This window comes from Paracoccus sp. J55, assembly GCF_000513975.1.
Classification (GTDB): domain Bacteria; phylum Pseudomonadota; class Alphaproteobacteria; order Rhodobacterales; family Rhodobacteraceae; genus Paracoccus.
In genome coordinates, this window is the sequence record NZ_AZVA01000005.1 from 181,200 (window position 1) to 204,819 (window position 23,620).

The window sequence follows — 23,620 nt, forward strand, 5'->3', positions numbered from 1 at the left end:
CGCTAGCGCAGCGCGTGGAAGGGCCTGCCCAGCGATCCGGGGGCAGCAGCCCCGCCCGAGCGGCCGAATTTCTGCCGGGCCGAGATCAGCACCAGCACGGCGATGGTGGCCAGATAGGGCGCCATGCTGAGCAGCTGCACCGGCACCGCGACCCCCGCCGCCTGCAGGCGCAGCTGCAGCACGGTGACGCCGCCGAAGAGCCAGGCGCCGGCCAGCACGCCCCAGGGGTTCCATTGCGCAAAGACCACGATGGCCAGCGCAATCCAGCCGGCGCCGGCGGTCATGCCCTCGGTCCATTGCAGCACCGTGGCGATCGAGATATAGGCGCCGCCCATCCCGGCCAGCGCGCCGCCGAAGCCGATGGCGGCCATGCGCAGGGCGCGCACCGGATAGCCGAGGGCATGGGCGGCGTCGTGGTTCTCGCCCACCGCGCGCAGGATGAGGCCGGGGCGCGAGCGCATCAGGAACCACCAGACCGCTGGCACAAGGGCGAGGCCCAGCCAGATCATCAGGTTCAGCCGCAACGGCCCGGCCAGCATCGGCGGCGCCTTGACGCCTTCGTAAGGCTTGCCGAACATCGCGGTCAGGCCCAGGCCGAACAGCGTCAGCGCAAGGCCCGTGGCAACCTGGTTCGACAGCAGGAATTGCGTCAGCACCGCGAAGATCATCGACAGCGCAGCCCCGGCGACGGCGGCGGCGACGAAACCCAGCGCCGGGCTGCCGCTGGCATGGGCTGCGGCAAAGCCCGCCAGCGCGCCGCCGATCATCATGCCCTCGACGCCCAGGTTCAGCACGCCGGCGCGTTCGACGACCAACTCGCCCAAGGCCGCGAACAGGATCGGCGTGGCGGCGCCCAGCAGCAGGATGAAGACGGAAAGCGGGTCGATCATCATGCGCGCCTCCGGATGCGATAGCGGGTCAGGATGTCGAAGCCGAGCAGGAAGAACAGCAGCATTCCCTGGAAGACCTGGACCGACGCCGCGGGCAGGTTCAGCATCATCTGCGCCAGCTCGCCGCCGATATAGGTCAGCGCCATGAGCAGCCCGGCCAGCAGGATGCCCAAGGGGTGCAGCCGGCCCAGGAAGGCCACGATGATCGCGGTGAAGCCGTAGCCCGAGCCGAAGCTTTCGGTGATCTGCCCGGCCGGCCCCGCGACCTCGAAAAGCCCCGCCAGCCCCGCCAGCGCCCCCGAGACGCCCAGGCACAGCGCCACCAGCCGCTCGGGGCGCACGCCGGCGAAGCGCGCGGCGCAGGGCGCGGCCCCGGCGGTGCGGATGTGGAAACCGAGCACGTGGCGCGACATGACGAACCAGGTCGCCGCCAGCGCCAGCACCGCCGCCACGCCGCCCCAGTGCAGGCCGGAGCCCGCGATCAGCTCGGGATTCGCGGCGGCATCATATTGCTGCAGGTTGCGCGAGCCGGGAAAGTTGAAGCCCTCGGGGTTCTTCATCGGCCCGAAGGCCATCCAGGCGGCGACCTTCTGCGCGACATAGACCAGCATCAGCGAGACGAGGATCTCGGACGCGCCGAACCAGTTCCTCAGCAGCGCCGGGACCATGCCCCAGGCCCAGCCGCCCGCCGCGCCGGCCAGGATCATCGCCGGGAAGATCCAGAACGCATCCAGCGGATAGGCGGCCAGCGCCACCGCGGCGCCGCAGATCGCGCCGATGATGTATTGCCCCTCGGCGCCGATGTTCCAGATCCCGGCGCGAAACCCCAGCGCCAGGCCGCAGGCGATCAGGATCAGCGGCCCGGCCTTGATCAGAAGCTGCGGCCGCGAATAGCTGGCGGCGGGACCGAAGAGCGGGTCCCAGAAGATGGTGCGGATCGCCGCCAGCGGGTCGAAGCCCATGGCGGCGAACAGCGCGCCGCCGACGATCATGGTGGCCAGGACGGCAAGCACCGGAGTCGCGACCTGCCAGAGCAGCGGGGCGCTGGCGCGCGGTTCAAGCCGGAACATGCGCCACCTCCATGCCATGCGCGCCGCCCAGCATCAGCCCGATCTCCTCGACCGTCAGCCCCTCGGTGGGCCGGGGGGCGGACAGCCGGCCCTGGTTCAGGGCGCAGAAGCGGTCCGACAGTTCCAAGAGCTCGTCGAGGTCCTGGCTGATGACGATCAGCCCGGCGCCCTGCGCAGCCAGGTCCAGCAGCGCCTGGCGGATGGCGGCGGCGGCGCCGGCATCGACGCCCCAGGTCGGCTGGTTGACGACCAGCACCCGCGGCCGGCCCAGCACCTCGCGGCCGATGACGAATTTCTGCAGGTTGCCACCCGACAGCGCGCCCGCCGCCGTGCCGGGGCCGGGGGTGCGCACATCGAAGGCGCGGATCACCTGTTGCGCGAAAGCCGTGGCCACCTTGCGGTGGATCAGGCCGCGCCGGATCAGGTTCTGCCGCGCCCCGGCGGTCAGCAGCGTGTTTTCCGCCAGGCTGAATTCGGGCACGGCGGCATGGCCCAGCCGGTCCTCGGGCGCGGCGAGCAGCCCGGCGCGGCGCCGCGCCTCGGGGCCGGCGTCGGAGAGGTCGCGCCCCTCCAGCACCACGGTGCCCGGGGCGGTCGCGGTCTCGCCCGACAGGGCCGAAAGCAGTTCCTCCTGCCCGTTGCCGGCGACGCCGCCGATGCCCAGGATCTCGCCCGCGCGCAGGCTCAGCGCGATCTCCTGCAGCGCCACGCCCTCGCCGCCCTGGGTGGACAGGCCGCGCACTTCCAGCACGGAGGCGCCGGGCTTGCGGCCGGAACGGTCCACCAGCCGCATCTCGGCCCCGACCATCATCGCCGCCAGTTCGCGGGCGGAATGGGCGCGCGGATCGACCGTGCCGACCAGCCTGCCCTGGCGCAGGATGGTCGCGCGGTCGCAATGGCTGCGGATTTCCTCCAGCTTGTGGCTGATATACAGGATCGCCGTCCCGGCCTCGGCCAGTTGGCGCAGGGTGGCGAACAGGATCTCGGCCTCCTGCGGGGTCAGGACCGAGGTCGGCTCGTCCATGATCAGCAGCCGCGGGCCTTGCAGCAGGCAGCGCAGGATCTCGACCCGCTGCCGCTCGCCCGCCGACAGGCTGGCGATGCGGCGGGCGGGGTTCAGCGGCAGCCCGTAGCCCTGCGACAGTTCCGCGATGCGGCGCGCGAGTTCGGGGCGCGGCGGCGGGTTCTCCATCCCCAGCGCGATGTTTTCCGCGACCGTCATCGCATCGAACAGGCTGAAATGCTGGAACACCATGGCGACGCCGGCGGCGCGGGCGGCGCGCGGGTCGTGCGGCGCGTAGGGCGCGCCCAGCAGCGCCATCCGCCCCTCGTCCGGCCGCACCAGGCCGTAGATCATCTTGACCAGCGTGGACTTGCCGGCGCCGTTCTCGCCCAGCAGGGCATGGATCTCGCCCCCCGCGACCGCGAAGGACACGTCGTCATTGGCGCGCACGCCGGGATAGCTCTTGCCCAGGCCCTCGGCCCGGAAAACATCGGTCACTGTTGCGCGCCTCGCTGCTTTTTGCGACAAGATTAGCGGTTTTCCGCCGAGGGGCAATTGCACAATCCGTCAGGTCGGACCTAGATTGCGCCATGCCGGAAAATTCACCCCGATTCATCCACCTGCGCACCCATTCCGAACATTCGCTGCTGGAAGGCGCGGTGCCGGTCAAGAAGCTTGCCGATCTTGCGGCGCAGAACGGCATGCCCGCCGTGGCGCTGACCGATACCAATGCGCTGTTTGCGGCGCTGGAATTCTCGGTCAAGGCGCAGGATGCCGGCGTGCAGCCGATCATCGGCTGCCAGGTGACGCTGCAGGCCGAAGTGACCGGCCCCGTCGTGCTGCTGGCGCAGAACGAGGCCGGCTGGCTGAACCTGATGGAGCTGTCGACCTGCCTTTACCTGCGCGACGACAATGCGCTGCCGCATGTGACGCTGGCCGAACTGGAAGCCCATGCCGAGGGTCTGATCTGCCTGACCGGTGGCGCCGGTGGGCCGCTGGGCCAGCTGGTGCTGCAGGGTCGCGTGCCCGAGGCCCGCGCCCTGGCCGAGCGGCTGGCCGCCGCCTTCCCGACCCGGCTTTATGTCGAGTTGCAGCGCCACCACGATGCCGAGGGCCAGCCGGTCCCCGAGGAGGCGGGCTCGGAAGGCGGCATGATCGACCTCGCCTATGCGCTCGACCTGCCGCTTGTCGCCACCAACGACGTGTATTTCCCGAAAGCCGAGCTTTTCGACGCCCATGACGCGCTGATCTGCATCTCGGACCGCGCCTATGTCGACCAGACCGCGCCGCGCCGCCGGCTGACCCCGCAGCATTACTTCAAGACCGCCGCCGAGATGGCGACGCTGTTCGCCGACCTGCCCGAGGCGATCCAGAACACCGTCGAGATCGCCCGCCGCTGCGCCTTCGCGGTCAAGAAGCACAAGCCGATCCTGCCGCGCTTCGCCGATGACGAGGTCGAGGAGCTGCGCCGCCAGGCCTGGGACGGCCTGCGCGCCCGGCTGGCGGTGATCCCGCATTCCGCCACGGTCGAGGAATACGAGGAACGCCTGCGCTTCGAGCTGGGCATCATCGAGCAGATGGGCTTTCCCGGCTATTTCCTGATCGTTGCCGACTTCATCAAATGGGCGAAGGAACACGGCATCCCTGTGGGCCCCGGCCGCGGCTCGGGTGCGGGGTCTCTGGTCGCCTATGCGCTGACGATTACCGACCTTGATCCAATCCGTTACAGCCTGCTCTTCGAGCGGTTCCTGAATCCCGAGCGGGTCTCGATGCCCGACTTCGACATCGACTTCTGCATGGATCGCCGCGAGGAGGTGATCCAATACGTGCAGGAGAAATACGGCCGCGACAAGGTCGGCCAGATTATCACCTTCGGCGCGCTTCTCTCCAAGGCGGCAGTCCGCGACGTCGGCCGGGTGCTGCAACTGCCCTTCGGCCAGGTGGACCGGCTGTCCAAGATGATCCCGGTCGAGGGCGTCAAGCCCGTCAGCGTCACCAAGGCGCTGGCCGACGAGCCGCGCCTGCGCGAGGCCGCCAAGGAGGAGGTCGTCGCCCGCCTGCTGGACTATGCCGCCAAGATCGAGGGGCTGCTGCGCAACGCCTCGACCCATGCCGCGGGCGTGGTGATCGGCGACCGGCCGCTGCACCGGCTGGTGCCGCTTTATCGCGACCCGGCCTCGGACATGCCGGCGACGCAGTTCAACATGAAATGGGTCGAGCAGGCCGGGCTGGTCAAGTTCGACTTCCTCGGCCTCAAGACCCTGACGGTGATCCAGAACGCGGTGGACCTGATCAATGCCGGCGGGCGGCCGCTGCATGTCGCGGCCGACGGCCGGGTGCTCTACGAGCCCGCCAGGGGGGCCGAGAACCAGATCAACGCCATCCCGCTGGACGACAAGCCCAGCTATGACCTCTTTGCCAGCGCCCGCACCGTGGCGGTGTTCCAGGTCGAAAGCTCGGGCATGATGGACGCGCTGCGGCGCATGAAGCCGACCTGCATCGAGGATATCGTGGCGCTGGTCGCCCTCTACCGCCCCGGCCCGATGGAGAACATCCCGACCTATTGCGAGGTCAAGAACGGCCTGCGGCCGCTTGAATCCATTCATCCTTCCATCGATCATATCCTGGCCGAGACCCAGGGCATCATCGTCTATCAGGAACAGGTGATGCAGATCGCCCAGGTCATGGCCGGCTACAGCCTCGGCGGCGCTGACCTGTTGCGCCGCGCCATGGGCAAGAAGATCGCCGAGGAAATGGCCAAGGAACGGCCGAAATTCGTCGATGGTTGCGCGGCACAGGGAATCGACAAAAAGAAGGCCGGAGAGGTCTTTGACCTGCTTGAGAAATTCGCGAATTACGGCTTCAACAAGTCCCACGCCGCCGCCTATGCCGTGGTCAGCTACCAGACCGCCTGGCTGAAGGCGAACCACCCGGTGGAGTTCATGGCCGCGGTGATGAACTGCGATATCCACCTGACTGACAAGCTCGCCGTCTACAAGCGCGAGGCCGACCGGATGGGGATCGAGACCATGCCGCCCTGCGTGAACCGTTCGGAGGCCATGTTCAGCGTCCGGGACGGCAAGATCCTCTATGCGCTCGGAGCACTGAAGGGCGTCGGCGTCGAGGCGATGAACCTGATCGTGCAGGCGCGCGGCGACCGGCCCTTTGCCGACCTGCACGACTTCGCCCGTCGGGTGGACATGCGCCGGGTCGGCAAGCGGCCGCTGGAGATGCTGGCCCGCGCCGGCGCCTTCGACGCGCTGGAGCCGAACCGGGCGCGGGTGCTGAAATCGCTGGACGGGCTGGTCGCCTGGTCGGCGGCGGTGCAGGAGGCGGCGGCCTCCAGCCAGTCCTCGCTGTTCGGCGGGGGCGAGGATCTGCCGCCGCCGCGCCCGGTCGCCGCTCCGGTCTGGATGCCGGCCGAGAAGCTGGCCGAGGAACATGCGGCGGTGGGCTTCTATCTGTCCGGCCATCCGCTGGACGACTATCAGCCGGCGCTGCGCCGCAAGGGGGTGCAGACGCTGGCCGAGGTGACGCAGGCGGCGGCCGACGGGGCGCTGGTGGCGCAGCTGGCCGGCACCGTCGCGCATCGGCAGGAAAAGAAATCCGCGCGCGGCACCCGCTTCGCCTTTGTCGGCCTGTCCGATCCGACCGGGCTTTACGAAGTCACGGTGTTTTCCGACACGCTCGACGCGCATCGCCAGCATCTGGAGCCGGGCGAGAACGTCGTCCTGCAGGTGCAGGTCGAGCCGTCGGGGGATCAGGTCAAGCTGCTGGCGCGCTCGGTCACGCCGCTGGATCAGGCGGTGGCGGATGCCGGGGCGAACCGCCTGGCGGTCGAGATCGCCGGGCTGGATGCCGTGCCGGGCATCGCCGAGGCGCTGGCCCGCATTCAGGCCGAGCTCAACGCGCCCGCCCGCGCCCGTGGTCCCATCGCGCTGCGGCTGAAGGATGGCGGCGATCTGGTCGATATCGAGATCGCCGAGGACGCGCCCCTGACCACCCCCGCCCGCCAGGCGCTGCGCGTGCTGCCGGGGGTGCTGGAGGTGGTCGAGGAGTAACGCCGGCGCTTCCGGGCAATGCGGCGGCGATGGTCAAGCGCCTGCCTGCGGCGCGGGCGCGCGCCCCCGGCATGGCCCGTTCCTGATCCGCCGGCGGCAAAAACCCCCGGGCGGCGGCGATGGACCGTTGATCACGGCCGCGTTATGGCGAATCCTAAGGAACCTCATGGATTGCGGGCTGTCGTTGGGCTGGGGCGACTCGCGGCAAGGGATTCGGATGCAGCTGGACGCCGTCTTGCAGGTTCTCGATGCGTTGCGCCTGCGCAAGGCGCGGGCGCTGTTGTATTTCCTGCTGGCCGACCGGGCCCCGGTGCATCGCACGGAAAAGGTCACCGACCTGTTCTGGCAGAATTCGGACGAACACAAGGCCTCGGCCTCGTATCGGCAGGCGGTCAAGCATATCCGCCGCGCCATGGCGGGCACCCCCGGCTGGGCGCTGGAGACCAATGCCGGCGAGATCGCGTTGCGCCTGCCGGACGGATTCGTGCTGCAGCAGGAACTGGCCGCGCGGCTGGCCGGGCCGGGCTGGGACCCCGAAGAGGCGGGTCGCCTGCGCCTGCTGATCGACCAGACCGTGCAGCTTGAAGGGATCAGCGCCTCGTTCGACAGCTGGCTCGCGATCACCCGCGCCAGCCTGCTGGCCGGGCTGCGGCAGGTGCTGGACCGCCGGCTGGCCGGGCTGGCCGGTTCCGACCCCGACACCCAGCGCGCGCTGGCCGAGTTCGCCATCGCGCTGGAGCCTTCGAACGAGAATGCCACGCGGCTCCTGATGCGGCTCGACTGGCAGGCGGGCCGGCCGACCCGCGCCATCGAGCGCTACAACACGCTTTACGCCCATCTCGACGAGCTTTTCGACCAGGAACCCGAGGCCGAGACCGTCGAGCTGCTGGCGGCGATCAAGCTGGACCCCGGCGGCGGCGGGCGCCACGGTCCGCAGCGCGACCGGCTGCCCCAGGTCAGCCTGTCGGTCTCGCTGCGGCGCGCCGAGGGCGACGGGCACGAGTTGGAAAGCCTGACCAACGTGCTTTTCGCCGACCTGCGCATGCGCATGGGCCGATTCCGCGAATGGTGGATCGTCGAGGAGGGCACGCCCGAACCGGCGCAGGTGCGCATCACGCTGAAGCCGTTCTATCTGCAGGGCGGCTTGCGGCTGTTCGCCGAGGTGCAGCGCGGCGCCGGCGGTCATCTGGTCTGGTCGGAATGGATCGAGGAGCCGCAGAGCGATTGGGAAGCCAAGGTCCGCCTGCTGCTGTCCAACATCGCCAATGCGCTTTCCGTGGTGGTCTCGGACCGCTCGCTGTCGGATTCCGGCTCGGGCATCTATGACGATTGGCTTCGGGCGCAGGCGCTCCTGGACAGCTGGTCGCCCGAAACCGAGGCCGAGGCGCTGGCCATCCTGCGCGAGATCGCCGCGCGCTCGCCGCCCTTCGGCCCCGCCCATGCCGAGCTGGCGGGCGCGCTGAACGTGCGCCATGTGCTTCTGCCCGGCACCTACCAGACCGAGGAGCTCAAGCGCGACGCCATGCATCACGCCATCGTCGCGGTGACTGCGGACCCGCTGGACACCCGCGCGCATCGCGTGCTGGCCTGGTGCTTCTGCCATCTGGGCTATTTCGACCTGGCCGAGTTCCATTTCGACCAGGCGCTGGTCTTGAACCGCAACAACCCGCTGACCCTGGCCTCCTGCGCGCTCGGCTTCGCCTTCTCGGGCGATCTGCGAAAGGCCGCCGGGCTGGTCGCCGAGACCAAGCGCCATGCCGCGGTGATGGAGCCGTTTCACCAGATCTATCTGGCGGCGGCGGATTACCTCTGCGGCGATTTCGCGGCGGCGGCGCGGCAATGCGAAAGCGGCGCCGGGCTGATGCCGACGGTGGGCGGCTGGCACAGCGCCGCCCTGTGGCGGCTGGGCGAGGCCGAGGCGGCGGCGCGCCGCCTCGACGCCTATCTGGCCGAGCTGCGCGGACAATGGCGCGGCCCGCCGGCGCCGACGGATGCGCAGCTGCTGGACTGGTTCCTGTCGGTCTTTCCGCTGCGCGACGAAGCCTGGCGGCAGGAGCTGCGCGAGACGCTGGAACAGGCCGCCGCGGCCCGCAGCCGCTTCCATGTCTAGCGGCACATGTTGGTGGCGTAGATCCCGACCGAGCGGTGGAAGGCGCGCAGCGGGCTCGACATGATCTCGTTCTTGACGTCCTTGGCCGGGCGGCCGTTGCCGTCCTTGAACCGGCTGCGCTCGCGGATCGCCTCTTCCATATGCGCCTCCAGCGCGGCCTGCAGCGCGGGGGTCCAGCCCGGCGTGGCCTTGCCGGCGAATTCGCGCACCATTTCAAGGATCTCGGTCTGCATGCCGGCCAGCATCAGCGCCCGGTCCAGCTCGTAGGACAGGGGCGGGCGAAAGCCCTCGGCCTCGCCCTGGGCGCGCAGCATGGCATCGGCGATGCCCAGCGTCTCGTCCGATGGCACCACCAGGATACGGGTGTTGCGGTCCGGCTTCTTGCTGCCGCGGCGGCGGCTTTCGAACTCGATGCGGACGGTGGTGCTGTTCAGGATCGCCTCGCGTTCGGCGTCGCTGAGCGCCGCGCCGCCGTCATGCACCGAGAAATCCTGCACCACCAGCGCGCGCTTGACGCGTTCCTCCAGCGCGTCGAGCTCGGCCTTGGGCACGCCGGCCTTGCCGCGCTGCGACAGCTCGACCATCAGCCGGCCGATATATTCGACGTTCAGCGGCTCGCCGTCGCTGCCCTTGCGGGGGCTGATGCTGCCGTCCTTGTGCAGCCAGGCCTCGGGCTGGTCCACCTCGGCCCCGACGATGATGTATTTGCGTTTCGTCCCGGTCATGGTCTTGTCTCCGTCATTCTCTGGCGAGGGCGATCAGTTCCAGCATGGTCGCGGGCCTGGGCAGCCCGGCCGCCGCCTCGTCCTCGCCGGCCAGCACCACCCGGCGGATCGAGCCCAGCACCGAGCCGCGCAGCAGCGCGCTGCCCAAGGGACCGAAGCCGCCCCGCTGGCCGTGCAGCTGCGCCTCGACCATCAGGAACTGGTAGAGCGGGCCCCATTCCAGCATTTCGGCGTCGATGCGGATCGGCGCCTCGGGATGGGCGGCGGCGAAATCCGCGGCCAGGCGGGCGGGGGCGATGCGGGCGGGCCAGTCGCCGGGCAGGGCGGCGACGGCGGCGCGAAGCGCCTTGTTGCCGGGCCGCAGCGGCAGGGCGATGGCGGCCGAGGCATTGTCCATCGCGATGACCGCCGCCGCCGTCACCGGGGCGCGCAATTCCGGCGCCACGCTGGCCGAGATGCCGGTCAGCGGCGCGCCGGGGCTTGCGCCGAAGAACAGCGGCCAGTCAATGCGCCAGTCGGTCTCGGCCTCGCTGGGGGCATAGCCGCGCTTGAGCAGCGTGCCCAGATTGTGCAATCCCGAGCGGCCCAGATGATAGGCCGCCAGCGGCAGGGCGTGGAAGGCCCGGCACAGCCCGTGCAGCAGCGTGGTTTCGTCCAGCGCCCAGCAGCCGGGCAGGGCGTCGCCGTCCAGCCCGGCGATCTCGGGATGCAGGAAGCGCGGCAGCAGGTCGCCGGTCAGGATGGCGTGCCAGCAGCGCACGGCGTGGACGCGGGACAGCGCATAGGCGCGGAACGGCTCCTCCCCCCTTGCCATCAGCCTGCGGGCCAGCCGGTTGTGGAACTGCATCCAGGCCACGGTCAACTCGTGCAGCATCAGCGAGTCGCGGTTGCGCTCGTCATAAAGCGCGCGGATCGGCCGCGGGTCGGGGTCCGAGATGGCGCCGGCCGCCCGCGCATAAAGCCGCGCCAGCCTTGCGCCCGGGGTCAGGCGGAACAGGCAGGTCTCGGGATCATAGACATGGGTCAGCATGGCCGGGCCGGGTCCGTAGACGGTTTCCAGCGTCAGCGGATTGTCGATCAGGTTGTAGCGCCGCACGGGCTTGGCGTCCCCGTCGCCGCCGCTGCGGGCATAGGGCACGCTGTCGGCCGGCACGCTGCTGCCCATGTCATGGCCCATGAGCTGGGCCAGATAGGTATAGCCCGAGGGAATATGCGCCGTCCGTTCGAGGCAGGCGATGCGCCAGTCCGGGGTGGTGCGCATCAGGATCTCGGGCAGGCGCTGGCCGATCCCGGCGCGGTCGTCCGGCGCGGAAAGGGGCGAGGCCAGCGCCCCCATGTCGCGCAGCGCCCCGCGCATCGGCGCGCATCCCATGGGACAGGCGCCCGGTCGGGGTTCCTCTCGTGGCGCCGTCATGGCCAGGCCGTCATCACGCATGTGTTCCTCACAAATAGGGCAGGCCGGTCTCTTCGGTGAAAGGCGGAGGGGGGGCGTCGGGCCGGCAGACCCAGACGCTGAGCGGCCCTTCGGGCACCGAGATCTCGCGGCAGGCGGGCGGGGTGTCGAAGCAGCCCGCGGCATCCGGGTCGCCGGGCGGGGCGGGGTGGATGGCGGCGGCTTCGGGAAACAGCAGGGCGGCGCGGCGGGCATAGCCGCGGATGCGGTTGCGCACCGGCTGCAGCGCGTCCGCGCCGCCCAGAGAGCGGGCGGCCAGCAACTCCATCAGGTTCAGCTCCATCAGCAGAAGCTCGCGCAGGGCCTTGTCCGCCGCCAGTGCCGGGTCGCGATGCACGCCATAGCCCAGCACCGGGTCCTGACCCTCCAGGCTCATGCTGCGGCAGATCATGGCGCAGGGGCCGCGCGGGGTCTGGATCTGCCACCAGTCGGTGCGCCGCCGCAGCGCCGCGCCGCCCCGGGCCCGATCCAGCCGCCCGGCCAGCCCGGCCAGCCGGATCCAGTCCGCGGCCACCGGCAGGGCGGGGCGCCGGCCCAGCCACCAATCCGCGACCGCCCGTCGCTCGCAGGCTTCGTCCATGGCGGCCAAGCGTGCCTGCCCGGCATCGGGATGCGCGGCCAGCCCGTCGCGCCAGGGCTCGAAACCGCCGCCGCCCGCCCGGAAGGCGGCCAGCGCCAGGATCTCGGCCGTCTCGCCGATGCAGCGGTCGAAGGCCTCGTCGCGGCTCTGGCCGGCGCCGCTGGCGGTGCGGCCGTCGGCGGTCAGCGCCTGCAGGATGACAAGCCCCGGCGCGAAGAAGCTTTCGCGCCAGTCGTGCCGTTGCCAGCTTGCGGTCAGGTCATGGGCGCTTCGGCCGGGTTTCTCCATCGGCGCAGGGGTCCTTGGCAGCAGGTTTCCCTGTTCCTAGCGCAAGCCTGTGATCGCGGCGTGAATTTTCCCCGCCCGCCCGCGTTCTCGACCCCGGTCATGCGGTTTCGTCCGACGCCGGGGGACGGTCGGGCGGCGCGCGGCTGGCCCGATCCGTCACGCGCGACTGACACAGCCAAGTCCGGACGTGACGGAACGACCGGCCGCCATCCCCCGCACGGCGCAGGGAGCGGCTGCAGGAATCGCCTTTTACCCCTTGCAGTCATGGGAAATTTACAAATCGGTGCGACTGGAGGGGCGTGACCGGCGCGGCCTCTGCCTGCCGCCTGCCATACCAGACAGTCCAGTTGCGAATTGACACCCCGGCCCCTGGCAGGTGACAAATCCGGACAGGGAGGCGGGCGGCCCCCAAGGGCCGAGGCCCTGGCAAGGCCGTTCGGGAACGATGACGCCGCAAGGCACGACTCGGAGGGAAACATGCAACGAACCGTATTCTGGCTTGCCGGGCTGATGGTGCTGCCCGTCGCGGCCGAGGCCAGGACCGAAATTTCCTGGTGGCACGCGATGACCGGCGCCAATGCCGAGGTGGTGACCAAGATCGCCAATGATTTCAACGCCAGCCAGGAGAATTATGAGGTCAAGCCCGTCTTCAAGGGCACCTATCCCGAAACGCTGAACGCCGGCATTGCCGCCTTCCGCGCCGGCCAGGCCCCGGACATCATCCAGGTCTTCGACGTCGGCACCGGGGTGATGATGGGCGCGCAGGGCGCCATCAAGCCGGTGGCCGAGGTGCTGCAGGAAGGCGGCTACGACTTCGACAAGAGCCAGTATCTGCCCGGCATCGTCGGCTATTACTCGACGCCCGAGGGGGACATGCTGTCCTTCCCCTACAACTCCTCCTCGCCGATCCTGTATTACAACAAGGACATCTTCGAGAAGGCGGGGCTGGACGTGGACAACCCGCCCAAGACCTGGGCCGAGGTCTGGGCCGCCGCGCGCCAGATCAAGGAATCGGGGGCCGCGACCTGCGGCTATACCTCGACCTGGCTGACCTGGATCCATACCGAGAATTTCGCCGCTTGGAACAATGTCAGCTGGGGCACGAACGAGAACGGCCTGGCCGGCACGCCCGAGCTGAAGATCGACGGCCCGCTGTTCGTCAAGCATTTCCAGGAACTTGCGGACCTGGCGAAAGAGGGCGTCTTCGTCTATGGCGGCCGCACCAGCGAGGCCAAGCAGAACTTTACCTCGGGCGAATGCGGCATCCTGACCGAAAGCTCGGGCGGGCTGGGCGACATCGTGAAATCGGGCATGAACTACGGCATCGGCCAGCTGCCCTATGACGAGACCGCCGAGGGCGCGCCGCAGAACACCACGCCGGGCGGTGCCTCGCTTTGGGTGATGGGCGGCAAATCGGACGAGACCTACAAGGGCGTCGCCGCCTTCTTCAACTACCTGTCGCAGACCGAGGTGCAGCAATACCTGCACGAACAATCGGGCTATCTGCCGGTGACCATGGCGGCTTACGAGGCGACCAAGGGCTCGGACTTCTACCAGCAGAACCCGGGCCGCGAGACGCCGATCCTGCAGATGATGGGCAAGGAGCCGACCGAGAACTCCAAGGGCGTGCGGGCGCCGAACCTGCCGCAGCTGCGCGACATCCAGAACGAGGAATACGAAAAGATGCTGGCCGGCCAGCAGGACGCGGCCACGGCGCTGAAGAACGCCGTCGAGCGCGGCAATGCCGCGATCCGCGAGGCCGCGGGCGGCTGAAACCAGGGGCGGGCGTTGCGGCGCCCGCCCGATCCGACAAGGGGGACGGATGAGACGCACGGTCTTTCCGCACAAGCTGCTGCCCTGGCTGCTGCTGGCGCCGCAACTGGCGATCACGCTGATCTTCTTCTACTGGCCGGCGGCGCAGGCCTTTCGCCAGTCCGTGCTGCGCGAGGACGCCTTCGGCCTGAAGACGACCTTCGTGGGGCTGGCGAATTTCCGCAAGGTGCTGAGCGATCCGAACTATCTGAACTCGGTCCGGGTGACGGTGGTGTTCTCGGTGCTCGTCGCCTTCTGCGCCATGGCGATCGCGCTGTTCCTGGCGGTGCAGGCGGAAAAGATCATCCGCGGCAAGGGCTTCTATCGCACGCTGATGATCTGGCCCTATGCGGTGGCGCCCGCCATCGCCGGCATGCTGTGGCTGTTCATGTTCAATCCCAGCTTCGGCACGTTGGCCTGGCCGCTGCGGCGGATGGGCATCTACTGGAACCCGCTGCTGGACGGCGAGCAGGCGATGGCGCTGGTGGTCGCCGCCGCGACATGGAAGCAGATCAGCTACAACTTCCTGTTCTTCGTCGCGGGCTTGCAGGCGATTCCCCGCTCGCTGCTGGAGGCGGCGGCCATCGACGGCGCCTCGCGCCGGCATGCCTTCTGGACCATCGCCTTTCCGCTGCTGGCGCCGACGACCTTCTTCCTGCTGGTGGTGAACACCGTCTATGCGCTGTTCGACACCTTCGGGATCATCCATGCCGTGACCGGCGGCGGCCCCGGCAAGGCGACCGAGACGCTGGTCTACAAGGTCTATAACGACGGTTTCGTGAACCTGATCATGGGCGATTCCGCCGCGCAATCGGTGATCCTGATGATCATCGTGATCGCGCTGACCGCCTTCCAGTTCCGCTTCATCGAGCGGAGGGTGCATTATGGCTGAATCCTCTCCGCTGGCCGCGCGCGGCGCCGGGCGAGTGCTGGCGCATTTCTGGATGGTGCTGGGCGTGATCGTGGTGGCCTTTCCGGTCTATTACGTCTTCGTCGCCTCGACCCATTCGGTGCAGACCATCCTGCGCCCGCCGCTGCCCCTGCTGCCCGGACCCGAGGCGGCGCGGAACTATTCCGATGCCTTCTCGGGCGGGATCAGCCGCATCGGCGGGGTCAGCCTGTGGCGGCTTCTGGCCAATACCACCATCGTCGCCATGGGCATCGCGCTGGGGAAGATCGCGATCTCGATGGCCTCGGCCTATGCCATCGTCTTTTTCCGCTTTCCGCTGCGCATGGCCTGTTTCTGGCTGATCTTCATCACCCTGATGCTGCCGGTCGAGGTGCGCATCCAGCCCACCTACAAGGTCATGGTCGACCTGGGGCTGATCGACACCTATCCGGGGCTGATCCTGCCCTTGATCGCCTCGGCCACCGCGACGCTTCTGTTCCGGCAGTTCTTCATGACCATTCCCGATGAATTGCTGGAGGCGGCGCGGGTCGACGGCGCCGGGCCCTGGCGGTTCTTCAGGGACATCCTGTGGCCGCTGTCGCTGACCAATGTGGCCGCGATCTTCGTGATCCAGTTCATCTATGGCTGGACGCAATACCTGTGGCCGCTGCTGGTCACCAATTCCAACGAAATGAACACCATCGTCATCGCGCTGAAGAAGATGATCTCATTCGCCGATGCCGATACGCCCTGGAACCTCGTGATGGTCACAAGCGTGCTGGCCATCCTGCCGCCGATCCTGGTGGTGGTGCTGATGCAGCGCTGGTTCGTCAAGGGCCTGGTCGAGACGGAGAAATAGATGGCCCGCATCCTGCTCAACGACGTCCGCAAGAGCTATGCGGGAAACGAGGTGATCCATGGCATCAGCATCGAGATCGCCGACGGCGAATTCGTGGTGATCGTCGGACCTTCGGGCTGCGGCAAGTCCACGCTTCTGCGCATGGTGGCCGGGCTGGAGGCGATCAGCGCCGGCACCATCGAGATCGGCGGCAAGGTGGTCAACGACCTGGAACCGCGCCAGCGCGACATCGCCATGGTGTTCCAGAACTATGCGCTTTATCCGCATATGTCGGTGCGCGAGAACATGGCCTACGGGCTCAAGATCGCCCGGATGCCGAAGGCCGAGATCGAGGCCCGCGTCGCCAAGGCCGCGACCATGCTGGAGCTGGAGCCCTATCTGGACCGCAAGCCGCGCGCGCTGTCGGGCGGCCAGCGCCAGCGCGTCGCCATGGGCCGGGCGCTGGTGCGCGAGCCGGCGGCGCTGCTGCTGGACGAGCCGCTGTCGAACCTGGACGCCAAGCTGCGGGTGCAGATGCGCCTGCAGATCAAGGAGATGCACCTGCGCACCGGCCAGACCACGCTTTATGTCACCCATGACCAGGTCGAGGCGATGACGCTCGCCGACCGGCTGATCGTGATGAACAAGGGCGTGGCCGAGCAGATCGCCACGCCGCTGGAGGTCTATGAGCACCCGGCCAGCGAATTCGTGGCGGGCTTCATCGGCTCGCCGGCGATGAACATCTTCACCGTCGGGACGGCCGAGGGCGGCGTCACCCTGCCGGGCGGCGCGGTCCTGCCGCTGCCCGGCGTGCCGCGCGGCGGCGACCTGCGCCTTGGGCTGCGCCCCGAACATCTGCGGCTGGCGCAGCCGGGCGAGGCGGCGATCCCGGTCCTGCTGCGCTCGGTCGAGCGGCTGGGCGCGGACGCCTTCGGCTATGGCATGATCGAGGGCTCGGAGGTGCCGATGGTGCTGCGCCTGCCCGGCTCCAGCCGGGCCGAGCGCGGCGACCGCATCGCAGCGGTGCCCGATCCGGCGCATCTGCATTTCTTCGACCCCGGCAGCGGCCGCCGCGTCGAGGGTTGAGGGGTCGATCAGCCAGCGCGAAAGGCGGGCCGCGGCGGCCGCAAGCCGGCCGCCCGGAGGGGATGCTGCGGGCACCGTTCCCGGGCTTCGCCGGCAGGGACTGCGCGGCATCCGGCAGCGTCGGGCCGGCCCTGCCATTGCCGCGCCCCGACCGATATGGCCGGGCAGGGTGCCAAGAGAGAGGCCTGCGACATGACGGGCCTGCCTGTCCCGTGGCAAGCAAGGCAGCATAGCCGGCCGCCTATTCGGCCAGCGCCTTGTCCAGCGCCTCGACCATCGGCCGGGTCAGGGTCTGCGGCCTGCGGTCGATGCCGGCCCAGCCGCGCTCAAGCGCCGCGTCGATGTCGATGGCGCGGGCGGTCTCGGTTTCGGTCAGCTCGTCCCAGCCGAGCGGTGCCGCCACCGGAGCGCCGGGCCGCGCGCGGACCGAGAAGGGTGCGACCGCCGTGGCGCCGCGTTCGTTCCGGAGCCAGTCGATGAAGATCCGCCCCTTGCGGCTGGCCTTGGACAGCGCCACCGTATAGCGGTCCGGCTCGTCCCGGGCGCAGAGCGTGGCGAAGCCGCGGGCGAAATGCTTGAGCTCGTCCCAGCCCAGGTTGCGGCGCAGGTTCACCACCAGATGCACCCCCTTGCCGCCGGTCAGCATCGCCCAGGGGTCCAGGTCCAGGTCCCGCAGCCGGCCGCGCAGCGCCAGGGCGGCGGCGCGCACGGCGGCGAAACCCAGCCCCTCGTCGGGGTCGAGGTCGAAGACCAGCCGGTCCGGCCGCTCCAGCCGGTCGCGGCGCGCGGCCCAGATGTGGAATTCGACCGTGCCCATCTGCACCGCCGCCACCAGCCCGGCCGCATCGGTGACATAGGCATAGGGCGCCGCCTCGCCATCGCTTTCGGTGATCTGCATCTGCTTCACCGGCTTGGGAAACCCCTTGCCCGGATGCTTCTGGAAGAACCGCTCGCCCGCCATGCCCTCGGGCAGGCGCAGCATCGACAGCGGGCGGTCGGCGGCCTCCTGCAGCATCAGCGGCGCGACCTGCTGGTAATAGCGGGCAAGCCCGGCCTTGGTCAGCCCGGCCTTGCCCGGGCCGGCATCGGCAAAGATCACCCGCTCGGGATGCGAGATCGCGACGCCTTCGATCCGTTCGGGCATGGATGGCTCCTCTTCTGCCTGCGGGGCAACGCCGGGCGGGCGGTTTGGGTTCGCCCCCGCCCGCGGCGCCCCGGCGGGCCGGGGTGGTTGCGCCGCCGGCCAAAGCCCGCTATGTCGGGCGCCCATACCGGTCGCAGCCTACCCGGTCATCAAAACAAGGGTCACATCATGAAGACGACAGTTGTCTGCTCGGGCGGACTCGATTCCGTGTCGCTGGCGCATATGATCGCCGCGCAGGGCGGGCTTTCGCGCCTGATCTCCTTCGACTACGGCCAGCGCCACCGCAAGGAGCTGGATTTCGCGGCCAGCGCCGCCCGGCGGCTGGACGTGCCGCATCACGTCATCGACATGCGCGGGGTGGGGGCGGTGCTGACCGGCTCGGCCCTGACCGGCGGGGCCGAGGTGCCGGACGGGCATTATGCCGAGGAGACCATGCGCATCACCGTGGTCCCGAACCGCAACGCCATCATGCTGACCATCGCCTTCGGCATGGCGGCGGCGGTGGGCGATCAGGCGGTGGCGGCCGCCGTGCATGGCGGCGATCATTTCATCTATCCCGATTGCCGCCCCGCCTTCACCGAAGCGTTCCAGCAGATGCAGGACGCGGCGCTGGACGGCTATGCGCGACTGCGGCTGCTGACCCCCTTCGTGCATCGCACCAAGGCCGACATCGTCACCGAGGGCGCCCGCCACGGCACGCCCTTTGCCGAGACCTGGTCCTGCTACAAGGGCGGCGCCCTGCATTGCGGGCGCTGCGGCACCTGCGTCGAACGGCGCGAGGCCTTCCACCTGGCCGGCATCCCCGACCCGACCGCCTATGAGGATGCCGATTTCTGGCGGCAGGCCATCGCGGAACGGGGGCGGGCCTGATGTTCCGCATCGCCAAAGAGTTCCATTTCTCGGCCTCGCACCAGCTGGCGCATCTGCCGCCGGATCACCAATGCGCCCGGCTGCACGGGCACAATTACATCGTCGTGGTCGAGCTGGCGGCGGCCGAGCTGAATGCCGACGGCTTCGTGCGCGACTATCACGAGCTTGCGGCGCTGAAGCATTATATCGACACGCATTTCGACCATCGCCACCTGAACGACGTGCTGGACGGTCCTTCGACCGCCGAGAACATGGCGCGGCATTTCCATGACTGGTGCAAGGCGCGCTGGCCCGAGACGGTGGCGGTCCGGGTGTCCGAGACGCCCAAGACCTGGGCCGAGTATCGGCCATGACGCTGCGCATCGCGGAAATCTTCGGCCCGACCATCCAGGGCGAGGGCGCGCTGATCGGCGAGCCCACGGTCTTTGTCCGTGCCGGCGGCTGCGATTATCGCTGCTTCTGGTGCGACAGCCTGCACGCCGTGGACAGCAGCCATCGCCACGAATGGCGGCCGATGAGCGCCGAGGCGATCTGGGCCGAGGTGCGGCGCCTGTCCGGGGGCCAGCCGCTGACCGTCTCGCTGTCCGGCGGCAATCCGGCGATCCAGGATTTCGCCCCGCTGATCGCGCTGGGACGCGCCGCGGGCTATCGTTTCGCCTCCGAGACGCAGGGCTCGGTCGCGCAGCCCTGGTTCGCGGACCTGTCCATGCTGGTGCTGTCTCCGAAACCGCCGTCGAGCGGGCAGCTGGTCGATTGGGACGCCTTCGACCGCTGCTTGCGGGCGGGCGAGGGCGCGGGCCAGCGGGTGCTGAAGATCGTGATCTTCGACCAGCGCGACCTGGACTGGGCGCGCGGGGTGGCGGCTCGCCATCCCCAGCTGCCGCTTTACCTGCAACCCGGCAACCCCGAGACCGATCCCGCCCTGCCGGTCGATCCGCAGGCCCTGGCCGACCGGCTGCTGTGGCTGGTCGAGAACACGGTCGGCCGCGGCTGGCTGAAACCGCGCATCCTGCCGCAGCTGCATGTCCTGATCTGGGGCAACCGGCGCGGCGTCTGACATTCGGAGAGAACCATGACCGAGACGATCTACAGCGGCCTCAAGCAGCTGGGCGGCGCCACCGTGCTGCCCGAAAGCCCCGACAAGGCCGAGCTGGAGCGGGTGCAGAACCCGCAGGCCGACCTGTCCTATAACGTGCGCTTCACCGCGCCCGAGTTCACCTCGCTCTGCCCGATGACCGGGCAGCCGGATTTCGCGCATCTGGTCATCGACTATGTGCCCGGAGACTGGCTGGTCGAGTCGAAATCGCTGAAGCTATATCTCGGAAGCTTCCGCAATCATGGTGCTTTCCATGAGGATTGCACCGTCTCGATCGGCCGGCGGCTGGCCGGGTTCCTTGCGCCGCGCTGGCTGCGCATCGGCGGCTATTGGTATCCGCGCGGCGGCATGCCCATCGATGTCTTCTGGCAGACCGGACCCATGCCCGAGGGGGTCTGGATCCCCGACCAAGGCGTTCCGCCCTATCGCGGCCGCGGCTGAACCTGCCCCGGCAAGAACCTATCAGTCGGCGCGGTCCCGAGTATCGGGCCGCGCCGATTTTTCTTGACAGTCCCCTCGCGAGTATGTGAGCATTTGCCCATCGCATTAGCAAATGCCGATCCGTAGGGGAGGACAATCGAATGAGCATGATGCTGCGCGGCCTGATGGGGGCTTGCGCCATGACGGCGCTGGCGGCGCCCGCCTTGGCCGAGACGCTGACCATCGCCACCGTGAACAACGGCGACATGATCCGCATGCAGAAGATGACCAAGCCGTTCACCGATGCGAACCCGGACATTCAGCTGGAATGGGTCACGCTGGAGGAGAACGTGCTGCGCCAGCGCGTCACCACCGACATCGCCACCAAGGGCGGGCAATACGACATCGTGACGGTCGGCAATTACGAGGTGCCGATCTGGGCCAAGCAGGGCTGGCTGACGCCGCTCGAGGACATGGGCGAGGATTACGACGCCGCCGACATCCTGCCGCCCATCGCCGAGGGGCTGTCGCTGGACGGCAAGCTTTATGCCGCGCCCTTCTACGGCGAATCCGCGATGATCATGTATCGCACCGACCTGATGGAAAAGGCCGGGCTGGAAATGCCCGAGCGCCCGACCTGGGATTTCGTCTATGACGCGGCGCGCAAGATGACCGACAAATCCGCCGAGGTCTATGGCATCTGCCTGCGCGGCAAGGCCGGCTGGGGCGAGAACATGGCCTTCCTGACCTCGATGGGCGCAAGCTACGGCGCGCCCTGGTTCGACATGGACTGGAAGCCGCAATTCTCGGGCGAGGCCTGGAAGAAGGCGCTGACCGATTACGTCACCATCATGAACGAGGCCGGCCCGCCCGGCGCCTCGTCGAACGGCTTCAACGAGAACCTGGCGCTGTTCCAGACCGGCAAATGCGGCATGTGGATCGACGCCACCGTGGCGGCAAGCTTCGTGTCGAACCCCAAGGATTCGACCGTGGCCGACAAGGTCGGCTATGCGCTGGCGCCCGAGGGCGAGAAGCCGCAGATGTGGCTCTGGGCCTGGACGCTGGCGATCCCGTCCTCGACCGATGCGCCGGATGCGGCCAAGAAGTTCGTCGCCTGGGCGACCTCGAAAGCCTATACCGAGCAGGTCGCGGCGGAAGAGGGCTGGGCGAACGTGCCGCCGGGCACCCGGACCTCGCTTTACGAGAATCCGGAATACCAGCAGGCCGCGCCCTTCGCCAAGCCGACGCTCGACAGCATCATGTCGGCCGATCTCGCGAACCCGACCACCGTGGAAGTGCCCTATATCGGCACGCAATGGGTGGGCATCCCCGAGTTCCAGGCGCTTGGCACCGCGGTCGGCCAGCAATTCTCGGCCGCTCTGGCGGGGCAGGCCAGCGTCGATCAGGCCCTGCAGATGGCCCAGCAGATCGCCGAGCGCGAAATGGCCCGGGCCGGCTATCCCAAGTGACAGGCGTTGCTGAGTCAACCCGGACCTGAGCCGGGGCAGGGGGCGGCAAGCCCGGCCCCTGCCACCCAACCCGAACCTTCATCGCTCGCGTGGGAGGCGCGCCGATGGCTACCAGACATCAGAAAACACTCGCGCGCCTGATGGTCGCGCCCTCGGTCCTGCTGCTTCTGGGCTGGATGATCGTGCCGCTGGCCATGACGCTGTGGTTCAGCTTCCAGAGCTACAACCTGCTCTCGCCCGGCATGGAACGCTTCATCGGCTGGGCCAATTACCAGTATTTCCTGTCCGATCCCGCCTTCTGGACCGCGATGCAGAACACGCTGCTGCTGGTCGGGGGCGTGCTGGTCATCACCGTGGGCGGCGGCATCCTGCTGGCCTTGCTGCTGGACCAGCCGATGTTCGGGCAGGGCATCGTGCGCATCCTGGTGATCGCGCCCTTCTTCATCATGCCGACCGTCTCGGCGCTGGTGTGGAAGAACATGTTCATGAACCCGGTGAACGGGCTTTTCGCCTGGCTCGCCAAGGCGGTGGGCGCGCAGCCCATCGATTTCCTGGCGCAATATCCGCTGATGTCGATCATCCTGATCGTCGCCTGGCAATGGCTGCCCTTCGCCACGCTGATCCTGCTGACCGCGCTGCAATCGCTCGACAGCGAGCAGATGGAGGCGGCCGAGATGGACGGCGCCGGGACCTGGGCCAAGTTCACCCACCTGATCCTGCCGCACCTGTCGCGCGCCATCACCGTGGTGATCCTGATCGAGACCATCTTCCTGCTTTCGGTCTTTGCCGAGATCCTGGTCACCACCAATGGCGGGCCGGGCTACCAGTCCACCAACCTGACCTATCTGGTCTTTTCGCAGGCGCTGCTGCAGTTCGACGTGGGCGGCGCATCCGCCGGGGGCATCATCGCCGTCATCCTTGCCAACATCGTCGCGATCTTCCTGATGCGGATGATCGGCAAGACGCTGGAGTAAGAACCATGGCCCGCAAGACTTCCGATACCCGCCGCTGGGGCTTCACCATCCTGGCCTGGGGCGTGGCGTTCCTGATCTTCTTCCCGATCCTGTGGACGATCCTGACCAGCTTCAAGTCCGAGGCCGACGCCATCGCCAGCCCGCCGAAGTTCCTGTTCTTCGACTGGACGACCCAGAACTATGCCGAGGTGCAGTCGCGCTCGCCCTATTTCCGGCATTTCATGAACTCGGTCATCATCTCGGTCGGCTCGACGCTTCTTGGCCTGCTGATCGCCATTCCGGCCGCCTGGTCGATGGCCTTCCAGCCGGCCAAGCGCACCAAGGACCTGCTGATGTGGATGCTGTCCACCAAGATGATGCCGGCGGCCGGGGTGCTGATCCCGATGTATCTGCTGTTCCGCGGCTGGGGGCTTCTGGACACCCGCGCAGGGATCACCGTCGTCCTGATGCTGATCAACCTGCCGATCATCACCTGGATGCTCTACACCTATTTCCGCGAGATTCCTTCGGAAATCCTGGAAGCCGCGCGGATGGACGGCGCCAGCCTCAGGAACGAGATCCTGCACGTGCTGACGCCGATGGCGGTGCCCGGCATCGCCTCGACGCTGCTTCTGAACGTGATCCTGGCCTGGAACGAGGCGTTCTGGACGCTGAACCTGACCACCTCCAAGGCGGCGCCGCTGACGACCTTCATCGCCAGCTATTCCAGCCCCGAGGGGCTCTTCTACGCGAAACTCTCGGCGGCGAGCACCATGGCCATCGCCCCGATCCTGATCCTGGGCTGGTTCAGCCAGAAGCAACTCGTGCGCGGCCTGACCTTCGGCGCGGTGAAATGAAAAGGG

The 23,620-nt window shown here is 68.5% G+C and carries 20 protein-coding genes; 13 read left to right on the plus strand and 7 right to left on the minus strand.

Going from position 1 to position 23,620, the window contains the following annotated elements; all coding sequences use genetic code 11:
- Positions 1–2 precede the first annotated feature (2 nt).
- From PARJ55_RS0107280 to PARJ55_RS0107290, 3 genes are read right to left on the minus strand one after another with little or no spacing between them, the layout of a single operon-like run.
- Positions 3–893: an ABC transporter permease gene (locus PARJ55_RS0107280; protein WP_028712433.1), complete on the minus strand. Its 891-nt coding sequence runs from the start codon at positions 891–893 to the stop codon at positions 3–5.
- Entirely contained in the window at positions 890–1,960 is a 1,071-nt protein-coding gene (locus PARJ55_RS0107285) for an ABC transporter permease (protein WP_028712434.1), read from the minus strand. The genes PARJ55_RS0107280 and PARJ55_RS0107285 overlap by 4 nt, the downstream gene beginning before the upstream one ends.
- Positions 1,947–3,461, minus strand: a complete 1,515-nt coding sequence (locus tag PARJ55_RS0107290) for an ABC transporter ATP-binding protein (RefSeq protein WP_028712435.1) — start codon at positions 3,459–3,461, stop codon at positions 1,947–1,949. Before PARJ55_RS0107290 ends, PARJ55_RS0107285 begins: the two co-directional genes overlap by 14 nt.
- A 92-nt stretch (positions 3,462–3,553) precedes the next feature.
- Between PARJ55_RS0107290 and dnaE the strand changes: the two genes are divergently transcribed.
- Positions 3,554–7,024 carry a DNA polymerase III subunit alpha gene (dnaE, locus tag PARJ55_RS0107295; RefSeq protein WP_028712436.1) on the plus strand — a complete coding sequence of 1,157 codons (3,471 nt, stop codon included), beginning with the start codon at positions 3,554–3,556 and terminating at the stop codon, positions 7,022–7,024.
- Positions 7,025–7,241: 217 nt separating this feature from the next.
- Positions 7,242–9,134 (plus strand): BTAD domain-containing putative transcriptional regulator, encoded by a 1,893-nt coding sequence (locus tag PARJ55_RS0107300; protein WP_028712437.1) that lies wholly within the window; start codon positions 7,242–7,244, stop codon positions 9,132–9,134.
- Here the strand turns inward: PARJ55_RS0107300 and PARJ55_RS0107305 are convergent.
- From PARJ55_RS0107305 to PARJ55_RS0107315, 3 genes are read right to left on the minus strand one after another with little or no spacing between them, the layout of a single operon-like run.
- Complete coding sequence (locus PARJ55_RS0107305; protein WP_028712438.1) at positions 9,131–9,859, minus strand: hypothetical protein; 729 nt, start codon at positions 9,857–9,859, stop codon at positions 9,131–9,133. The two genes, PARJ55_RS0107300 and PARJ55_RS0107305, sit on opposite strands and share 4 nt — an antisense overlap.
- 13 nt (positions 9,860–9,872) lie before the next feature.
- Positions 9,873–11,294 (minus strand): hypothetical protein, encoded by a 1,422-nt coding sequence (locus PARJ55_RS0107310; RefSeq protein WP_028712439.1) that lies wholly within the window; start codon positions 11,292–11,294, stop codon positions 9,873–9,875.
- A gap of 7 nt (positions 11,295–11,301) precedes the next feature.
- A complete protein-coding gene (locus tag PARJ55_RS0107315) occupies positions 11,302–12,180 on the minus strand; it encodes a YcaO-like family protein (RefSeq protein WP_028712440.1) in 879 nt (292 codons plus the stop codon).
- A 477-nt stretch (positions 12,181–12,657) separates the two neighbouring features.
- On the opposite strand from PARJ55_RS0107315, the gene ugpB reads away from it, so the two are divergent.
- The 4 genes from ugpB to PARJ55_RS0107335 are packed head-to-tail and all read left to right on the plus strand — an operon-like array spanning position 12,658 to position 16,805.
- The gene (gene ugpB / locus PARJ55_RS0107320; RefSeq protein ID WP_028712441.1) at positions 12,658–13,953 is read left to right on the plus strand and encodes a sn-glycerol-3-phosphate ABC transporter substrate-binding protein UgpB; all 1,296 of its coding nucleotides are present in this window, start codon (positions 12,658–12,660) and stop codon (positions 13,951–13,953) included.
- A 49-nt stretch (positions 13,954–14,002) separates the two neighbouring features.
- Positions 14,003–14,884, plus strand: coding sequence for a sn-glycerol-3-phosphate ABC transporter permease UgpA (gene ugpA, locus PARJ55_RS0107325; protein ID WP_028712442.1), 882 nt, complete (start codon positions 14,003–14,005; stop codon positions 14,882–14,884).
- On the plus strand, positions 14,877–15,740 hold the full coding sequence (gene ugpE / locus PARJ55_RS0107330; RefSeq protein WP_028712443.1) for a sn-glycerol-3-phosphate ABC transporter permease UgpE: 864 nt from the start codon (positions 14,877–14,879) through the stop codon (positions 15,738–15,740). Before ugpA ends, ugpE begins: the two co-directional genes overlap by 8 nt.
- Complete coding sequence (locus PARJ55_RS0107335; protein WP_028712444.1) at positions 15,741–16,805, plus strand: sn-glycerol-3-phosphate import ATP-binding protein UgpC; 1,065 nt, start codon at positions 15,741–15,743, stop codon at positions 16,803–16,805.
- Between the two features lie 241 nt (positions 16,806–17,046).
- Here the strand turns inward: PARJ55_RS0107335 and ligD are convergent, their stop codons facing one another.
- A complete protein-coding gene (ligD, locus tag PARJ55_RS0107340; RefSeq protein ID WP_028712445.1) occupies positions 17,047–17,949 on the minus strand; it encodes a non-homologous end-joining DNA ligase in 903 nt (300 codons plus the stop codon).
- A gap of 168 nt (positions 17,950–18,117) precedes the next feature.
- Here ligD and queC point away from each other — a divergent pair, with 168 nt between their 5' ends.
- From queC to PARJ55_RS0107375, 7 genes are all read left to right on the plus strand, one after another.
- Entirely contained in the window at positions 18,118–18,819 is a 702-nt protein-coding gene (gene queC, locus PARJ55_RS0107345) for a 7-cyano-7-deazaguanine synthase QueC (RefSeq protein ID WP_028712446.1), read from the plus strand.
- Positions 18,819–19,172, plus strand: coding sequence for a 6-pyruvoyl tetrahydropterin synthase family protein (locus tag PARJ55_RS0107350; protein WP_028712447.1), 354 nt, complete (start codon positions 18,819–18,821; stop codon positions 19,170–19,172). Before queC ends, PARJ55_RS0107350 begins: the two co-directional genes overlap by 1 nt.
- Positions 19,169–19,876, plus strand: coding sequence for a 7-carboxy-7-deazaguanine synthase QueE (gene queE / locus PARJ55_RS0107355; RefSeq protein WP_028712448.1), 708 nt, complete (start codon positions 19,169–19,171; stop codon positions 19,874–19,876). Before PARJ55_RS0107350 ends, queE begins: the two co-directional genes overlap by 4 nt.
- 15 nt (positions 19,877–19,891) lie before the next feature.
- On the plus strand, positions 19,892–20,356 hold the full coding sequence (gene queF, locus PARJ55_RS0107360; protein WP_028712449.1) for a preQ(1) synthase: 465 nt from the start codon (positions 19,892–19,894) through the stop codon (positions 20,354–20,356).
- 140 nt (positions 20,357–20,496) lie between these two features.
- Positions 20,497–21,804 (plus strand): sugar ABC transporter substrate-binding protein, encoded by a 1,308-nt coding sequence (locus PARJ55_RS0107365; protein ID WP_028712450.1) that lies wholly within the window; start codon positions 20,497–20,499, stop codon positions 21,802–21,804.
- A 104-nt stretch (positions 21,805–21,908) separates the two neighbouring features.
- On the plus strand, positions 21,909–22,778 hold the full coding sequence (locus tag PARJ55_RS0107370) for a carbohydrate ABC transporter permease (protein WP_028712451.1): 870 nt from the start codon (positions 21,909–21,911) through the stop codon (positions 22,776–22,778).
- Positions 22,779–22,783: 5 nt separating this feature from the next.
- Positions 22,784–23,614 (plus strand): carbohydrate ABC transporter permease, encoded by an 831-nt coding sequence (locus PARJ55_RS0107375; RefSeq protein WP_028712452.1) that lies wholly within the window; start codon positions 22,784–22,786, stop codon positions 23,612–23,614.
- The last annotated feature ends 6 nt before the right edge of the window (positions 23,615–23,620 follow it).

What these genes read in the sequence shown, in the direction of transcription:
- dnaE (WP_028712436.1), top strand. Translation starts at nt 3,554, where the DNA reads ATGCCGGAAAATTCACCCCGATTCATCCACCTGCGCACCCATTCCGAA.
- PARJ55_RS0107350 (WP_028712447.1), top strand. Translation starts at nt 18,819, where the DNA reads ATGTTCCGCATCGCCAAAGAGTTCCATTTCTCGGCCTCGCACCAGCTG.
- PARJ55_RS0107335 (WP_028712444.1), top strand. Translation starts at nt 15,741, where the DNA reads ATGGCCCGCATCCTGCTCAACGACGTCCGCAAGAGCTATGCGGGAAAC.
- queC (WP_028712446.1), top strand. Translation starts at nt 18,118, where the DNA reads ATGAAGACGACAGTTGTCTGCTCGGGCGGACTCGATTCCGTGTCGCTG.
- PARJ55_RS0107300 (WP_028712437.1), top strand. Translation starts at nt 7,242, where the DNA reads ATGCAGCTGGACGCCGTCTTGCAGGTTCTCGATGCGTTGCGCCTGCGC.
- PARJ55_RS0107315 (WP_028712440.1), bottom strand. Translation starts at nt 12,180, where the DNA reads ATGGAGAAACCCGGCCGAAGCGCCCATGACCTGACCGCAAGCTGGCAA.
- PARJ55_RS0107305 (WP_028712438.1), bottom strand. Translation starts at nt 9,859, where the DNA reads ATGACCGGGACGAAACGCAAATACATCATCGTCGGGGCCGAGGTGGAC.
- PARJ55_RS0107310 (WP_028712439.1), bottom strand. Translation starts at nt 11,294, where the DNA reads ATGCGTGATGACGGCCTGGCCATGACGGCGCCACGAGAGGAACCCCGA.
- queE (WP_028712448.1), top strand. Translation starts at nt 19,169, where the DNA reads ATGACGCTGCGCATCGCGGAAATCTTCGGCCCGACCATCCAGGGCGAG.
- ligD (WP_028712445.1), bottom strand. Translation starts at nt 17,949, where the DNA reads ATGCCCGAACGGATCGAAGGCGTCGCGATCTCGCATCCCGAGCGGGTG.
- ugpA (WP_028712442.1), top strand. Translation starts at nt 14,003, where the DNA reads ATGAGACGCACGGTCTTTCCGCACAAGCTGCTGCCCTGGCTGCTGCTG.
- ugpB (WP_028712441.1), top strand. Translation starts at nt 12,658, where the DNA reads ATGCAACGAACCGTATTCTGGCTTGCCGGGCTGATGGTGCTGCCCGTC.
- PARJ55_RS0107365 (WP_028712450.1), top strand. Translation starts at nt 20,497, where the DNA reads ATGAGCATGATGCTGCGCGGCCTGATGGGGGCTTGCGCCATGACGGCG.
- queF (WP_028712449.1), top strand. Translation starts at nt 19,892, where the DNA reads ATGACCGAGACGATCTACAGCGGCCTCAAGCAGCTGGGCGGCGCCACC.
- PARJ55_RS0107375 (WP_028712452.1), top strand. Translation starts at nt 22,784, where the DNA reads ATGGCCCGCAAGACTTCCGATACCCGCCGCTGGGGCTTCACCATCCTG.
- PARJ55_RS0107280 (WP_028712433.1), bottom strand. Translation starts at nt 893, where the DNA reads ATGATGATCGACCCGCTTTCCGTCTTCATCCTGCTGCTGGGCGCCGCC.
- ugpE (WP_028712443.1), top strand. Translation starts at nt 14,877, where the DNA reads ATGGCTGAATCCTCTCCGCTGGCCGCGCGCGGCGCCGGGCGAGTGCTG.
- PARJ55_RS0107370 (WP_028712451.1), top strand. Translation starts at nt 21,909, where the DNA reads ATGGCTACCAGACATCAGAAAACACTCGCGCGCCTGATGGTCGCGCCC.
- PARJ55_RS0107285 (WP_028712434.1), bottom strand. Translation starts at nt 1,960, where the DNA reads ATGTTCCGGCTTGAACCGCGCGCCAGCGCCCCGCTGCTCTGGCAGGTC.